Source organism: Agrobacterium sp. H141 (genome assembly GCF_057158725.1).
On the sequence record NZ_CM169893.1, the window covers coordinates 2353846 to 2369758 of the forward strand.

Annotated in this window: 12 protein-coding genes and 1 pseudogene; 10 read left to right on the forward strand and 3 right to left on the reverse strand. The window is 59.1% G+C overall.

The features are described 5' to 3' along the window. The first annotated feature begins 314 nt into the window (after positions 1 to 314). The 3 genes from ACWPM9_RS10740 to ACWPM9_RS10750 are packed head-to-tail and all read left to right on the forward strand — an operon-like array spanning position 315 to position 2991. Positions 315 to 1658: a hypothetical protein gene (locus ACWPM9_RS10740; RefSeq protein WP_484755105.1), complete on the forward strand. Its 1344-nt coding sequence runs from the start codon at positions 315 to 317 to the stop codon at positions 1656 to 1658. Continuing rightward, positions 1655 to 2584: a ParA family protein gene (locus ACWPM9_RS10745; protein ID WP_484755106.1), complete on the forward strand. Its 930-nt coding sequence runs from the start codon at positions 1655 to 1657 to the stop codon at positions 2582 to 2584. The genes ACWPM9_RS10740 and ACWPM9_RS10745 overlap by 4 nt, the downstream gene beginning before the upstream one ends. Then, positions 2581 to 2991, forward strand: a complete 411-nt coding sequence (locus ACWPM9_RS10750) for a hypothetical protein (RefSeq protein ID WP_484755107.1) — start codon at positions 2581 to 2583, stop codon at positions 2989 to 2991. The genes ACWPM9_RS10745 and ACWPM9_RS10750 overlap by 4 nt, the downstream gene beginning before the upstream one ends. A 259-nt stretch (positions 2992 to 3250) precedes the next feature. Here the strand turns inward: ACWPM9_RS10750 and ACWPM9_RS10755 are convergent, their stop codons facing one another. The 3 genes from ACWPM9_RS10755 to ACWPM9_RS10765 are packed head-to-tail and all read right to left on the reverse strand — an operon-like array spanning position 3251 to position 5261. Then, entirely contained in the window at positions 3251 to 4213 is a 963-nt protein-coding gene (locus tag ACWPM9_RS10755; RefSeq protein WP_484755108.1) for a hypothetical protein, read from the reverse strand. Positions 4214 to 4221: 8 nt separating this feature from the next. Further along, on the reverse strand, positions 4222 to 4479 hold the full coding sequence (locus tag ACWPM9_RS10760; RefSeq protein WP_484755109.1) for a hypothetical protein: 258 nt from the start codon (positions 4477 to 4479) through the stop codon (positions 4222 to 4224). Further along, positions 4479 to 5261 (reverse strand): AAA family ATPase, encoded by a 783-nt coding sequence (locus ACWPM9_RS10765; RefSeq protein WP_484755110.1) that lies wholly within the window; start codon positions 5259 to 5261, stop codon positions 4479 to 4481. The genes ACWPM9_RS10760 and ACWPM9_RS10765 overlap by 1 nt, the downstream gene beginning before the upstream one ends. Before the next feature lie 11 nt (positions 5262 to 5272). Here ACWPM9_RS10765 and ACWPM9_RS10770 point away from each other — a divergent pair. From ACWPM9_RS10770 to ACWPM9_RS10800, 7 genes and pseudogenes are all read left to right on the forward strand, one after another. Then, positions 5273 to 5785, forward strand: a pseudogene (locus tag ACWPM9_RS10770) (transketolase-like TK C-terminal-containing protein); the annotation flags it as partial. An 804-nt stretch (positions 5786 to 6589) separates the two neighbouring features. Next, on the forward strand, positions 6590 to 8326 hold the full coding sequence (locus tag ACWPM9_RS10775) for a hypothetical protein (protein WP_484755111.1): 1737 nt from the start codon (positions 6590 to 6592) through the stop codon (positions 8324 to 8326). Between the two features lie 134 nt (positions 8327 to 8460). Next, complete coding sequence (locus tag ACWPM9_RS10780) at positions 8461 to 9669, forward strand: AAA family ATPase (protein WP_484755112.1); 1209 nt, start codon at positions 8461 to 8463, stop codon at positions 9667 to 9669. A gap of 11 nt (positions 9670 to 9680) precedes the next feature. Further along, positions 9681 to 10670: a DUF58 domain-containing protein gene (locus tag ACWPM9_RS10785; RefSeq protein WP_484755113.1), complete on the forward strand. Its 990-nt coding sequence runs from the start codon at positions 9681 to 9683 to the stop codon at positions 10668 to 10670. Continuing rightward, positions 10667 to 12385 carry a hypothetical protein gene (locus ACWPM9_RS10790; protein ID WP_484755114.1) on the forward strand — a complete coding sequence of 573 codons (1719 nt, stop codon included), beginning with the start codon at positions 10667 to 10669 and terminating at the stop codon, positions 12383 to 12385. The genes ACWPM9_RS10785 and ACWPM9_RS10790 overlap by 4 nt, the downstream gene beginning before the upstream one ends. Next, positions 12382 to 14979 carry a VWA domain-containing protein gene (locus ACWPM9_RS10795; protein WP_484755115.1) on the forward strand — a complete coding sequence of 866 codons (2598 nt, stop codon included), beginning with the start codon at positions 12382 to 12384 and terminating at the stop codon, positions 14977 to 14979. The genes ACWPM9_RS10790 and ACWPM9_RS10795 overlap by 4 nt, the downstream gene beginning before the upstream one ends. After that, complete coding sequence (locus tag ACWPM9_RS10800) at positions 14976 to 15833, forward strand: hypothetical protein (RefSeq protein WP_484755116.1); 858 nt, start codon at positions 14976 to 14978, stop codon at positions 15831 to 15833. Before ACWPM9_RS10795 ends, ACWPM9_RS10800 begins: the two co-directional genes overlap by 4 nt. Positions 15834 to 15913: the final 80 nt, after the last annotated feature.

The following is a 15913-nucleotide window of genomic DNA, read 5'->3' on the forward strand; positions in this document are numbered from 1 at the left end:
GTGCCACTGGTGCAAGCGCGGAACCGCGTAGTGTGTGAGAAGGGATTGGTTGCGGGGGCCTAAGGCAACAAAGACTTGTTACGATACGCTTCGCAAAGCGCGGGGCGTTTACTCCCCTGCGTGCCAGAAGCAGAAAATCTCCCCCGTTAGCGAAGTTCTTGACCCGCCGGCCAACCGGCAATCGAAGAAATCGCCAAATTTTATCACGGTTCGGCTAAGCATGGTGAGGTGTGTTGCTCCGAGGAGTTCCGCGGTATAGGTCTGATTTTGGTTTGTTACGTTCGGCTATCGAACTAGCGCAACGAGGATGACAGATGGCGACAAACTGGATACGCGGAGTATTTTCTCGCACCATTAGTATCGGTGAGGTTTTCAAACCTGGCGGCGTTCCATCGGTAACATACGTCGCTCGGCCGCATCTTGACCTCGAAGCCAAGGTTTCGGGCGCCCTCGCTAGGAAACATGCGTTTATCGTCATGAGTGGGCCAACAAAGTGCGGCAAGTCAGTGCTCATCACGCGTGTTTTACAGAATACGCGCCAAATTTTGGTACAAGGTGGTCAAATTGAAAGTGCGCAAGATTTTTGGAAGCACATTGCCCACCATGCTAAGATTCCCTCCTCAAAAACACGGACCAAAACGAGCTCATGGTCGATTAGGTCCCTTGCCGAACTCGCACTTTCGGTACCGGCATTCTTTCAGGGGAAGATTTCTACGGATGCTACAAGAGGGTGGCAGAAATCCGAGGCCCTGACCTTTAATAACGTCGCGCTGCTTGATGCGCTTAGTGAGCTACGCCGGCAAGATGCAGTGCTCGTGATTGAGGATTTCCATTATTTAGACAAAGTAACGCAACGTACTGTTGTACGCTCACTCAAGTCATCGGTCTTTGCGGGGCTGAAGGTAGTCATTTTGGCTGTGCCTCACCGGTCTTTTGATCCAACTGATGTTGAAACTGAGGTCGAGGGCCGCGTTCATCATGTTGAAGTGCCAAAGTGGTCACCGGATGATCTACTTGACATTGCGTTGAAGGGTTTTTCTGCGCTGGGAATTGAAGTCCCGACCAATGTGCTTAGTCGTATTTGCGAGGATAGTTTCGGTAATCCTCTTCTGGTTCAGGAAATTTGCTATGAGATTAGCGAGACACTTCAGGGGGCTACAGATACCAAGGCAATAGACGCAAGCGCTCTCGCCAGAATTTATGATAACGTGGTTGATCGAAAAGGCTTGACGCGTTTCGACCGCTTCGCTTCTGCAAAGCCAGCAAAATCCAGAATGGTAAAGCTCCGCGATGGTGGCGAGGAGGAGATTGGGATTTTTTTGCTCAGCGCTGTCGCGCGCCTCGGTCCACAACAATTAACCAGTTACTCGGAAATATGCGAGTCGGCCTCGAAACTGAGTAGCGCTCGAAAACCTACGCTCAGTCGGGTCAATGAGGTTTTTTCTGGCTTGGCAAGCCAAGTTTCAGATAGTCGCACAGCGCCATTAGAATGGCTTCAAACACAGCAGGTGTTAGCTCTTACCGATCCGTTTCTGATGTTTTACATGAGATGGGTGCTGCGAGACCGGCGAAGCCTTGCTCTGGTGCCGAGAGCGATAGAACGTGCAATTCAGTTTCAGCCAGGCACGGGGAGCAATGATGAGGTTATACCAAAATGAAAGTCGTATCGGTTATCAACTACAAAGGCGGCGTCGGTAAAACTTCGCTTACCGCAAACCTTGGGGCTGAGCTTGCCTGGCGTGGCCATCGAGTGCTCCTGCTTGATCTTGACGCGCAAGCCAGTCTGACATTTTCGTTTATTTCAGCAGATGAATGGAGTCGTGTTTATGAGAAAGAGGGAACGATTAAAGCGTGGTTCGATGGTTTTGACACTGGCGACAAGCTTCCGCTGCTTTCTCTCGTTCAAAGTCCTAAGCGCGTAAATGCCAGTTTGCGCGCTAGAGGAAGGTTAGATGTAATTTACTCCCATCTCGGCTTGATCAACGTTGATTTGGAACTAGCGACACAGATTGGCGGCGCAAGTCTCGCTCAAGCACGCCGCAATTTTCTTTCGGTACACAAGCGCCTGCTAACGGGCCTCAACGATCGAAAGTTACAAGATAGCTACGATATTTGCCTCATCGACTGCCCACCGAATTTTAATATAGTAACTAAGACTGCTATCGTCTCTAGCAAGCATATATTAGTACCAACAAAACCAGATCAACTATCAACATTAGGTATAGATTATCTCAGGAGAAGCATACGGCAACTAATCGATGATTATAATGATTTCGCAAACCTTGAGAACGGCCACAAAGAAGAGACAATTAAACCAACGATCTTAGGCATTGTTTTCACGATGATCCAGGAATACGGGGGGGTCCCAATCTCCGCGCAGCGGACCTACATGCGCAAAATTGCCCAGGATAGCGGCCTACGGGTTTTTAAATCATATATCACTCGCAATGACACCATGTTTGCCGGCGCGCCGGAATACGGCGTTCCCGTTGTTCTTAATGACACATCGAATTACTCGCATCAGAAGGTTGTGGATGGCATTGGGCAAGTCACAACTGAATTCTTGGAGGCAATAAAGCTATGACAGAAAGCAAAAATAAAATTATATCGAGCTTTCTTCGTTCTTTCGCCGACGCCATTGACGCTCTCGACGAGAAAGAACTTCAGGCGGTATTGGACGTTGCAGGATTAAAGAAGTTTCGGGCTCCGAAAAATAAATATAATCGTGCCACAGAGAGCCTCGTTGAGGAGCGAAATCGAGTTCAGAATTTAGCGCATGAAATAGTGACTGCTCTTTCAATGATGGAGACAAGGGAAAAAGCTTTAGAATACCTCGATGGGATTAAAATCAGCCGCGCGGTGCTAGTCGAAGCGGGAAGGATAAGAGATGTTCACATCGTCAAGCAAGACAATGTCGAAACGATCAAAACCAAGCTCATTGCCAGAATGGTCGGATATCGTTTGGATTCGTCGGCAATCCGCGGTGAATAGTACCTCACTGGGCAATCATATTGGAGCGGCCAACGCCAAAGCGCTTCTAGAGAATGGAAACATCTCTCTCCGCATGCAATCGCAGGACCCTCTCGTTGAGGGTAATTACAGCCATTGAAAGCGGAATAAATGCTCGCATTTAGCTGGCGTACTCGACAAAGCCCCACAGCCATTGCCGTACGTCCTCTCCGATGTGGGGATCGCTGCTGGACCTGTCCAGTAGCCGAAAAGCTTCAGCTTTCAGAAAGGCACGATCCGCCTAGCCATCCTGAACGACACCCTCGATGTAGCGTGGAAGTTCGGCCGCAACCGCTGCGGCGTCATGATCAGCCCCTTTCTCCCGAATAAACCACTTGCTGTAGTGACTGATCCACGAGAGGAAATCTGCGTCAAGAATATCACGCGTGTAGCGAGTTTTGATTTGATACACTGCGTCCCATGTGTCGGCGCGATCCGGCTCCTGACCAACGATGTTAATGTTCCAACGCGGCAGGGTATAACCTCTGATCTCATTACCATTGAAAAATTCACTGCCATCAAGCGTGATGCGATAGGTAGGACCAAAATAAGGATCGGAGCAGCGACGTCTTAAGCCATCGTTCCCGATCAGAATGTCGATTGCGCGTTTATAGGTCGAGTTGCATTCGTCGCACGCTGGCGGAAGATTGCGAAGATCGGCGGCAGCAAAGGGGTATATCGAGATTGGAAGCAGATGGTCGAGCGCATGTCGGGGAGCACCGGGAGCCCGAAAATAGTTCAGGCCACAAAAGGGGCAAATCCGTATCTCAGTTGCATAGATGGCGTTGTACTGGTTGTCGCGAAGGAAGCCGTTGCCCTCTTTGATGCTCGACAGTTGGCCAAAGAGATACGTCGCCAACGCGTCCGCTGGCCCTCGAATAGACTGAGGAAGGGAATTGATAGTCGGGCATAGACCATTATCGTTAAAAACGTCCGGCAAGGCCGTCTGTCGGATGATGGCGGCCCGAACGTCCGACCGCTCCTCCATGGGGAGCTGAGAATACTCTTGGAGTAGGCTCGCGAGCTTCGACCGTAACCCCGTGCGTTGCGCCAAAATATTGCGCCGTCCCTCCGGGAGACATCCAGGCCACGTCGCAGGTTGGGAGCCGTCGTCGATCGCATCCATACCTGCGAGCATAAGATTTACGGCGAGAGCGTTCAGCCAGTTATCGCCCAACGCATTAATCGGGTAGGAAAAAAGCATCTTTAGGCCTATTTTTTCAGCTTGCGTAGATGGTCTGCCAAAAGGGCCTTCCCGATCGAGGGACCAAGATCTTTGAACCCCTCCTCAATTTCAGCGACATCGTCAGACTTGAGAAGCCTCTCGATTTCTTTTTCTGCAATCTGCGAGTTGGGCGGTCGGATGCCGAAACAGCTCTCGAGAATACGGTCGAATGTTGTCCCGAACGTCTCGATCTTTGGATCACTGACGGAAAATTTACCCGTCTCCTCATCTCTCGAAAAGATCATCACTTGATCTCTAGGCATGTCCGAAGGCACGAAGGGGCGTGCGTCGTCAGCAACAATTCCTGATTGCCGCGATCCCCCACCATCTTCATGAGTTGCTGGACAAATTCGACGCGCCATTTCGGGTTGAAGTGTGATTCAGGCTCATCGAGCAGGAAGATCGCGTTGGTGTCGGCGATCATTGCGTAAGTGCCAAGGATCAGCGCTTGTTGGTGTTCACCATCTGAGAGTGAGACATAATCGACCGGATCAGACTTAGACTGCGCGGGCCAGAATCGAACCTCCTCGAAGCTGAAAACCATGTCCTCTTGTTGAGGCTCGGGCAGCCTGGAGGCAAACCTCCGCTCCTTCACCGCCTTGTCAAACCGCTGTCGCGCAGGTCGAGGAATTGCGAGGTCATTAAGAAGGGCGAGCTTGTGCAGAGAGCGGTAAAGCGAGAAGGCATCTGGCCAGAAATGGGCAAATGCTTGCCGTGTCGCCTCCGTGATTAGGAAGTCAAAGGTGTATGTCTCGCTTTCATTGTCGACGTGCCAACAGGTTGCGGTGCGTTGAAGATTGGCGATAACCGTCTCAAGTTCGTCGGTGAGCTGGATGCCCTTGCGAGACGAGACGCGTTTTTTCTTTGGAATTTTAGGAACGGCCGGGTGAGCAAGACGCACGATGCAGCGACAGGACGCTAGATCACCAAGGCGGGCATGCCGAAGCAATTCAGTTCGAACAGGCTCCGAGCCAAGAATAAGATTAGAAAACAGTACTTCCAAGTTTGTGCCGTAGTCGATCAGCATCAGCCGGTTGTCGGGACAGCAAGACGTTTCGCCAAGGCGTTGTCGATGGCGCCTACTGGCTTCGTGAACCGCAACCGAATACGTCTCTGGTTCTGGCCTATCAGGGCTGCGTTGCGCCGGAAGTGCTGACTGCCGCCGGGCGGCTGGCAGAACGCCATCGCGACGTGGCGGTCCTAGCCGTGACGTCGGCCGACCGGCTCAATGCCGGCTGGACGGCCGCACAACGCGCCAGACGGCACGGATATCCCGCCGCCCGCAGCCACGTGGAAAACCTGCTCGCCCCCCTACACCAGCATGCCCATATGATAACCGTGACCGACGGTCACCCGGCAACGCTGGGATGGCGGGGTTCGGTTCACGGGCATGCGCTGACAAGCCTCGGCGTTGAGCATTTCGGTCAGACCGGAACGATATCAGATCTCTACGCCCATTTCGGCATCGATACTGATTCGATCATCGAAGCAGCGGAGGCGGCGGTATCGCACAGCCATCGGCAGAGTTCATTTTTGCTCGCGCTGAGATGAACGAACAACCACGGACATGGACCAGGATCTGTTTTGGAACGCGACGGTTCTTCTACCTGATGGCCAGCTATCCATCGCGCTCAATTGACTACAGGCGTTAAGCCATCAGCGTCGAGACAATTCCATATGAGTGTTTGTTTTGGAGCGCCTTCAAAGTTTCGTTCATGATCAGCGATTGGCTTGGTCTCGCCCTCGTACCCTCATACAGGCGCGCCATTTCTGAATACCCAAATAAAACTCTTGGCATTCCACAAAAGGCAACAGATTTTCATTTCTCGGGCTCACACCTCTGGTTGAGGAGCAAGATGAGATTAAGCAGGATCGCCAAGGTAGCAATTCGTAAGCGCATTCCACCAACGCCACGAATTGCCAGATGGTTGAAGACTTGCATAGAGCAATTATAGTTTTTAAGGAGGAGTATTTTTCCGGACACAATTGAATTCGGCGTTTCCGAAGTTTCGATGACCTGACAAACGTTGCCGGATTGCGACATAGTCGATAGTTTCGATGGGCTCCGCGAGGTATGAATATCTTCAAGCCCTGGCGGATCTAAAAAATAAACCATGACATATACGGCTGGACTGCATTTTGAAGACCGTGCGAAGGCTTTGGGAGAGAGGGGAGGAAGTTCTCCACCCTGCCGCTTGGGACCGCCTCCTGGGACGGCGCAATGCACTTATCGTCGCCCTCTCGATCGCGGCTGCCGCCTTGGTCGGCGCTATGATATGTTTGCGCGCCGCCCCTCTGCTCGGTTGGCTGATAATCCTTGTACTGGTCGCATTGCTGGCGACTGTCATTCAAGGAATGCTATCCTATATCCGGATACAGCAAGTCAACAAATTACACCCTGGAAGTGTTGACGATGTGCGGCAGGGGCTTTTGCTGCTGGCCGCATCGGAGCGGAGACGGTTTGGCGCGCTGCAATCGCTTTATGTCCTTTTCTGTCTCGCCACGCTGTTGACTGTCGTCGCCGCGTTTCGAAGCCTGCCCATTACTGCCGCGCTGACTGCCGCGAGCCTCCTCCCTGTTTTCGTACTGACGGCACTCTCCGTTTGCGCACGCCGGAGCCCGAACGATATCGTGACGGCGCTGTTGCCCCCCTCCGGTCACATTTCCTCAAATCTGCCGGCGGCATTGGCTATGTTTGACCGCCGCCATTTCGTCGATCGAGCCTTGCGCGCGCTTTACAGGAAAGAGAGTCACTGCCTCGCCGCGCGCGAATTGATAACACTCCTTGAAGAGCCCGGCGGTGTCTGGCCAGCCAACCTGTCCGGCCACATGGAGGGGCGCCGGCTGGCACCGGTTCTCGCGTTGCGTTTTCAAGCTCTTGCGGGTCTCTGGCTACCGTCATTGGTCGCCGCCGCGATCGCCTTTATTGTCTTGCTAACGGTCCCATCTTCGTTTGTACCGCAATTTGTCGGGCCGCTGCAATTCTGGAACGATCTTACCGACCCGACCGGTGCTGGCGAGAACCAGGACGATACGACAGCCATGTCCAGGAATAAGCCACGGCCTGACCAAGGCAACGGCGCGACGAACGATAGCGCAGCTGTGGGCGGCGGAGCCTCCGATGGGCCAACGAATGCCGCCGACAATGCCCTTGGCAATGCCGCGGCCGGATCAAACGCGCAGAATGGCGCATCAGGCAGAAGAGATTCAAGCGGGAAACCGGGAGAGCCATCGGCGGGTGGAAACAGCGGTGGTTCGCAGGAGCGGGATTCAACATCGCAAGGCAGAAGTTCTGAGCAAAGTGGAAATCCTGGTTCGGGCACATCAACAACACAGGACCCACAACAGCAGGATCAGGCATCTAGCGGCGGCGCATCGGGTAAAGCGAATGCCGCCGCTCAGGATAAAGGAACACAGCTGGAGGCCGCGTCGGTTGCACTCAGAAACGCGCCCGGCCAGCAATCCCAAACCGGAAAGAACGAGACGGGGCACGGTAAAGTTGGACAGGGAGACAACCAGTCTCCTGGAAACAGCCAAGGCCATTCTGGCCAGAATGCGGACAACGGCAACAATGACACGCAGCAGCCTAAGAAGAATGGCGCTTCGCAACCCGACACACCCCCCAGCTCAGGTGGACCGGATGAAGCATCCAACCCAGCACAGGCCGGCGGAACCGACAAGGCGGCTTCGCCCATGGAGACGAGGGCCGACGGCCATGTTCAGCGCTGGCAGGCCGGTAGCAACGCCGAAGAGTCGGGCAATAGAATGGGTGCCCCCTCTGACGGACAATTGGTCACCGCCGACAAGAATTCATCCTCCGGTGGTGTTCAGGGTAAAGATGCACCTCACGCAAACAACGACAATCTTAACGTTAAGCCTATTGAAAATCCCTCAACAGTGGTGAATGATGGTAACAATCGGGAAAAGGGTACACTAGGCGTCGGACATGTTCAGCATCCTTTCGCATCCGTGGGACAGGTGCCGGATAATCTTGAATTTTCACATTTTCCGGAGGAACCGCCTCCGACGAACGTGCCTCCGTCTGATCCAAGACATCAAAAGGTACCTGTGTGGATCAAGGGACTATTGTAGGAAAAATTGCATTTCTTTGAAACGCTAGCTCTCTCCAAATGGCGGGAACGGTCGGCTTTGACGAAAAAACGTAAAAACGGACTTTCGCGACTTTCTTACACACGCCTCGAACGGCATGGGGGCTTCTCGACAGCATGACTGACCTAAGGGTTGCGAAGGGCGAGATCCAGTTCATTCACAGCGTTCGGCAGTGCATCTGCGCCCAGATGTTCGGCATGGAGCAGGTGGTGGACCTGCTGCTGATCGGGCTCGTCACGCGCGGGCATGTTCTGCTGGAGAGCAATCCGGGCCTCGGCAAGACGGCGCTCGCGCGGAGCCTGACGACGGCGTTGAGCCTCAACAACGGCATCCATGGCAAGCCGGCTTTCGGACGCATACAGTTCACGCCGGATCTCATGCCCTCCGATATCACCGGCACGAAAATACCCGATGCGGAGAACAAGTTTACCTTCCAGCCCGGACCGATCTTCCATCAGATCCTGCTTGCCGATGAAATCAACCGCGCCACACCGAAAACCCAGGCGGCCATGCTCGAGGCCATGGCGGAAGAACAGGTGACCGTACTTGGTGAGCCAAAGGACCTGGTGGACGATGTCACGGTAGCGATTGGCTGCAGCCTGATCCAGGCCAGAACACCTTTCATGGTCGTGGCGACGCAGAATCCGGTGGATCAGGAGGGCACCTATTCCCTGCCGGAGGCGCAGCTCGACCGCTTTCTGTTCAAGGCCAAGATGCCATTTCCCGATGCCTCACAATTGCAATGGATCATCGACAAGGACGTGCATGGGAAGATCAAAAGGGACGCGGCAAAGAACGAAGGGGCAGGATCGCATGCCGATGGCCATGCAACGCTGGCCCAGCTCCACCGGCTCGGCGCTCTGGTGCGCGGGGCGCATCCCAGCAATGCCGTGCGCCAGCATATCCTCAACATCGTCCTTGCCAGCGTTCGCGCGTATCAGCAGCTGGAAGGGCTCACCCCGGGGAGGGCGAAGAACCTACGCGACTATTGCGAAGAGCGCGTCGACTACGCGCTCGGCCCCCGTGCGGCCGTGGCAATGACGCGGGGCGCGCTTGGCTGGGCGGTGGTGGCGGGCCTCGATCCCGATGGCTTTGAACCGGGCGATATCACCGCAAAATCGGCCGAGGGCCTTGTCGCCACCATCGTTGCGGCCCTGCGGCATCGCATCCGGTTTCGCCATGCCTATTCCGGAATGGAGGACGAACCGGCCGATCATGATGACGAAGTCCGTCGCTTCGTAGCTCTTTGCGCACCATCATCCAAGGAATTCGAGGGCTATCACGAGCGGTTCGAAGCCGCGATCAAGACGCCCGCAGATCGTTAGGTTCATGGCCCATGCCACAGTTCAGCGCTCCGATAGACCCGCCTTTCAGTGACGCAGAACTGAAGCGGCTGCGGCTCGACATGCGCCGGCACGTGCCGGCGCGGGACCTCGGCGCCCATTTGCGCCGCCGTATGGGACAATCGCTGGAGTTCAAGGAATTTCGCAACTATGCGATGGGCGACGATATCCGCAAGATCGACTGGCTGGCCTCGGCCCGCCGCGGCAGGCCAAACGAACGCATCGTCAGAACCTTCGAGGCGGAAGATCGTATGACGCTCGCGGTCGCGATCGATTGCCGCCCCGCTATGTATCTCCCCGAAGGAGTCGAGAAGATCCGTGTCGCGATCTGGATTGCGCAATGCCTCATCCATGCAGCACTTGCCGAAGGCGACCGCATTGTCGTCGGCACCCTGTTTGGGCCGGCAACCGAAGCCCGTCCGCTGCAGGTCCGCGGCGTGGTCGGCCTTGAGGCGGCGCGGCGGCTGTTTTCCGGCCTGATGGCTAGGCGGCCAACGGAAGCGGAATGGCGCTCGACGCCGCCGGCCAATCCAGGCCCGTTTCTCAAGCAGGTGAAGCCGGCATCGGCCGTCGCCTTGATCAGCGACATGCTGTTCCTCGATACCGATGGTGCGATACAGGCGTTTGCCCGGCACGCCCAGCGGGACTACCGCACGCTTTCGGTTATCGAAATCGATGCATGGCCAGTGGAGCGGGCGATGATCTCCGCCGGTCCGTTCAGCCTGGGCGGCATGGAGGGCCGCAATTTCGACAATGCAATCCACGAAAGCACGGACCGAATCCTTGTCGAGACGGACGCATCCCTGCAACGGCACCGCGACAACCTGCGGCGGGCGTGGAAAGGCCCCGGCCTGATCTGGCCCGAAGCACCGTTGCGGTATCCGCAGGAGGCCGGCCTTTCAACCGAAGGTGCTGCGCTGTGGTTCCGGCGGTCGTTTCCGAAAGGTGCTTTCCTGCCGGGCCTGATGTCGAGGGCCGCATGATCTGGTTCGCACTCATGGCGGCAATCGCAGGCGGCGTGGTAACGACCGCATTCCACATGGTCCGCCCGGCCTACCGGTCGCTGCGCATCTCAGTGGCGCGTTTCCTGCCGGACCTACCGGTGAGCAAGGCGCCGAAGAACAGGATATCCCTGATACCGCCGGTATCGTCCCTGCCCTTCTGGCTGCGATTCGGTGCGGCCGCAAGCGTCCTCTCCGCCGTGTTCGCCGCCTGGTTCGCCGAGATCCCCAGGGAGAGCCGTCCCATGGGGCTTCGGATCGTCCTCGACCTCAGCACGTCCATGGCCCTGCCCGAACAAACAGGCGGTGCCGGGACGCGGCTCGACGCCGCCAGGGCGATAATCCGGCAGGCGGAGGCGGAGGCGCAGGCACGTGCGGCAGCCGGCACCGCCCCGTTCTGCAGCGATCTCGTGGCGGCCGGCGCCACGCTCCAGCCCTATCCGCGCATCTCGACCACACTATTGGATGCCCTGCATCCGCTTCCCGAGGGCGCCGGTGCCGGCATTCTCCTGTCGGCGCTCGACAGCGCCGCATCAAGCGATTGCGCCGCCTCCCATGTTCTCGTCGTCAGCGACCGACCCCGGCCGGCTTCGATGCGGCCGGCCTTCCGCGGGCCGGTGATCTGGCATCAGGTGGGCGAGCCGCTGCCAAACCTCGCCATCACCAAAGTGGTGCCACACGGTGGCGGCCTGAATGGCGGCAAGGTTGCCTTCGACATCTATATTCGCGCCTATGGGCAGGCCCCTGATACAATCCTGCTGGAAGCCCGCAGGGATGGGCAAAACCTCGACGTGGCTCTCTATCGCGACGAAAATACCGAAAATGGCTGGCGCGCGACGATCGCGGAGATGAGGCTCGGTCGGTACGACATAAGGCTGCGCGACGGCGGCGCCTATTCCGGCGACGATGCCGTATCGTTCGATCTCGCCCGGGTTCCCGAGCCGGTCTTCGACTGGCAGCTCGCCGCCATGCCGCGCCCACCGGGGCTTGCCGCGGCCAATCCGTCGACAACGGGCAATGCGGTTCTCGTCACCAGCCTCGACCGCCTTGCCGGCGGCCTGCCCGCCGATCGCGCCGTCGTGGCCGTCTATGACGGCTGGGCCTCCGGAGCGGCAAGGTCCCCCGCAAGGGCTCCGGGAAGCGCCGGCGCCGCGAACCGGATCGGCCCTTTCGTTCACGCCCATCCGCTGCTGAATGACATCGATTTCGATATATTCGAGGCGAATGCGCCGGTGCCGCCCTCCGGTATCCCGCGTGACATGATCGCAGTGATCCGCCCCGAGGCATCCATCGGATCGGCGTTTATCGCCGCACGGGAAACTCCGCGGGCGGCTGTGGTTCCTGCTCCCGTCACAGGCGCCTCCGGCGATGTCGAGGCGCTCTCCCTTATCCTCTTCTTCAATGCGCTGCGCTGGGCCGCCGACAGTGCCATCGATCCGCCCGTGCTGGACTGGCACGACGCGGCCGGACGGAAAATCACCAATGCCAATTTCGAAAGCGACACGGCCCGGCCCCTTTCGCCACCGCCCGATTACGGCCCGCTCGACCTTCCGTCCTCGGCGGAGAGCGGCCTGACGACCGTCAGCGCCGACCAGCAGGTGCCCGACTGGGTCGCCTGGCTGCTGGTTGCCGCCCTGCTGCTCATCGCGATCGAACGGTGGAAAGGGCTGATCTGGCGAAAGGAGGTTCGCGCATGATCTGCCGTTGGCTCGAGGCGCTTGCTTTCGCCGATTACCACCTCACCTGCCCGGCCGGCGACATACCGCTGCTCATCGGCGGATGGCTCGGCCTTGCCGTCGCGATCGCCAGCCTGGCATGGACCTTCCTGTTCGTCTCCTCGGGACCGACACGCCGCCTGGGCGCGCTTGCGGGCGTCTTCGCCGCCTTGCTTTTCGGCGTCGCGGCCGGCCTGCCGGAACTAAGGAAAAATACGCAGCCGCCCGAAGGCGGTGTGCTGGTCGTCGCGCTCGATACGTCCGAAAGCGTGCGCCGCGATGGCGACGCGGCCTATGACATCCAGCGCAACGCGCTTGCGGACGCGCTGGAGCGCATCATCGCCGACATGCCCCAGGATGTGCGGGACGGCTGGCGCGGTGGTGTCTTGCCCTTCGGCACCACCGCAGCGCGCGGCGTCACGCTCATGCCGCTCGCCGGCCTGCCGGCGAGCGTCCGCGGGCAGGCGCTCGGCGGCGCCGACGGAAGCACGGATATCGCCGCCGGGCTCGATGGCGCGATCGATCTCATTGCCAGCGACAAGGGGACAGGCGCGATCTTCGTCCTGTCCGATGGCTGGGCAACCGGTGGGGATGCCGCCGCGGCAGCACTGCGCGCCCGGCAATCCGGCATACCTGTTCATGTCATGCCCTTCGGCTCGAAACGTCCGACCATGGGTATCATCGCCTCCGACCTGCCCGCCGGGCAGACGCTCGCAAGCCCTGCCGTCGCACGCCTGACGCTGCTCGGCGAAGGCACGATGGATTTTTCCGTGGACGGCGCGGCCAAGGGCAGGGGGCAGAAATCTCCGGGCGCCGCAGCCGAGCCCCGCGGCGTGCGGGTGGATACGCGTTTCGACCGACTGGGGATCAATTATCTCGATTTGAGCTTCCGCTCCGGCGGCGCACAGAATGCCGATGTCCAGGAGCAGACCGAACGGCTGTTCGCCCTGGTGCGAGGCCCTGCGCGGATCCTCGCCTATGGCCCCGCCGCATGGCTCGGCGCGGCAGACGAGCGGAAATATATCATCTATCATGCGCGTCCGGATGAACAGGCGGATCTTGCGACCTTCGATGCCATTGTCGTCGACGGGCTCCAGCCGTCCGATTTCGCCGCGGAATTCCCGCGCGCGCTCGTCAATGCCGCCGCAAGCGGAACGGGCGTCTTCATCGTCAACGGGCCAAAACGCGGCTCGGTCGAAGACAAGCAGCGCATCAGCGACTGGGAGGCGACGGCGCTCGGTCCGGTCCTGCCAGTCAACAGCAATCCGGACCTGCAGCTGGCGCAGCCGCCGAGACGCGACGTGCTGATCATGATCGACACCTCGGGTTCGATGCAGGACAATGGCAGGCTTGCCGATGCGAAGGCGGCAGCGCAAACGATCGTCGCACGCCTGCGTGCCGTCGATACGCTGACCGTCATTCCCTATTCGGACGTGGCTGCCCGCCCGTTCCGCAGCAATGCCATGACGGAACAGGCAAAGAGCGATGCGATGGGGTTCGTCAGGGCTCTCGGCGCCACTGGTGGCACCAATCCCGCCGCCGCCATCGAAGCCGCGACCAGTCTCAAAGGCAATAATTGCCTGTTCTTCTTCATCAGCGATGCCGATTTCTCGGCGCCCGGCGTCAGCCCGGCCTGCCACACCACGCTGATCGGCGTCGACGACCAGCGCTATAAGGGCGGGCTGGCAAGCTGGGGAGAGGAAAAAACCTTCTCGCGCGGCCGGGTTCCTGCCGATATCAAGTTCGAAGCCTTCACACCGCAGGAGCGAAAAGTGTTCTGGCGCGAGGGCGCGTTCCGACCATTGGCGCCGTTCGGCGATGCGACATTCGCGCCGCAGGCCGCCATTGACGGCATTGCCTACAGCTACGTTCGCCCCGAGGCCGATCTCGTCGCGATCCATTCGGCCCCGCCGCCCGATCCGTTGCTCGTCTTCCGCGACGATCCCGAGGTCCGGTCCCTGCGAACCGGCGCCTTTCTCGGCGCCATCCCCCAGGCCTGGGCGAATTCCGCCGATGGGAGGGCTGCCATCGACGCCATTCTCGGACGGCTCGTCAGCTGGAGCGAACAGGATCGCTTCGATATCCATATCCGCCAGGAGGGCGCGATTTTCCATCTGCGCGTCGTCTTTACCGGCGAAGACAAGCCGGGCGAGAGCCTCGGCGGCGCAATCATGCTGGCCGATGGGCAATCCGTGCCCGCAGCACTGCAGCCCGCGTCCGAGCCCGGTATTTTCGAGGGATCGGCGCGGCTTTCCCTTGGTGAAAAGCCGCAGCGGGGGTTGTTGACCCTGTCGGAACCGGGCAGGAAGCCGCAGACGATCCCCTTCTATCTGCCGGCCGCGGCAAGCGGTGCCGGAGCCCGGATCTCGACAGCGGAAGCGCTGGACTTCGGCATCAATCAGGCTAGCCTTGCCGCCCTGGCGGAGGAAACAGGCGGCATGGACCTGACCAGCGGCACGCCAAGGCTTGGCAATGCGACCTACCGCTATCCGGACCTGCCCTTGTGGCCTTCGCTCGCCGGCATCGGCCTGGTTCTGTTCGCGGCCTCCCTTTATGGCGGAGGCGTCCGGCGATGATGTCGAGGCGCGATACACATCGCAGGCAACGCGCGCAGCTCGACCGGGATGTCGCGGTGGCATCCCTGCGCGACATGGCCCTGCGCGCCATTTTCATCATACTCGACCGGCCCGCCGAGCTTCCAGCGCCGGGGCCGAACGGTCCGGCCGCCGCCAACGCGCTGATCGCGCTGCTTTCGCAGGATGAAGCGCCCGACAGGGCAGGCAAGCGGGCGATGCGCACCCTTTCCTCCAGGTTCTTCATCAACGACCCTCCCCTTTGGAACGCGCGGCAGGCCGGCATCCTGGCGAGCGCCATCGGCGGCAGCGGCTGGCAGGCTTTCGGGGACGATGTCATCCGTCGCCTTTCCCGCCAAAGGCCCAGTGCACCGCCGGAATGGCCCCATTTCATCGGCGCCCTCGTTCGGGAAGCCTGGACCGATCCGGCCTTCCAGCTGCAGGTGGCCGCCGTGATCCGCACGACGCTCCGCCGGGAAGTGATCATGCATCCGGCCGGCGGTATCGCGCCGGTCCTGTCGGAGACGACCTGGTGGCTGCTGATCGACCTCGCCGGCACCCGCGTGCAGCCGCGCGCAAGAGGCAGGGCGGGACCAGTCCTGCGCGGCCGTATCGCCGCGAAGGCAAGGTCCATGGCGAGCGGCAAGGGTTGGGCGGGCTTCTGGGACCAGTATGTGCTCATGCGCGCGCTCGGCCGCTTTTCCGTGCCCGCACCGCATATTGCGGCCTTACCGCTGCTGGTCGACCGGGACGCAGCCTTTGAGCACGAAGCTGGGCCGGCGACGGAACAGGTGCGTCCCGGCTGGCGGCGGGAGGCGCCCGGCTACGCGCCGATGCTTCTTGCAAGGCGGCTCTAGGGCGCTTTACAGTCTTCAGGACTGTGAATGGAATTGGGTCAGGCGCCGCGGACGGCACAGAATGCAAGCTGAGAGGTAAT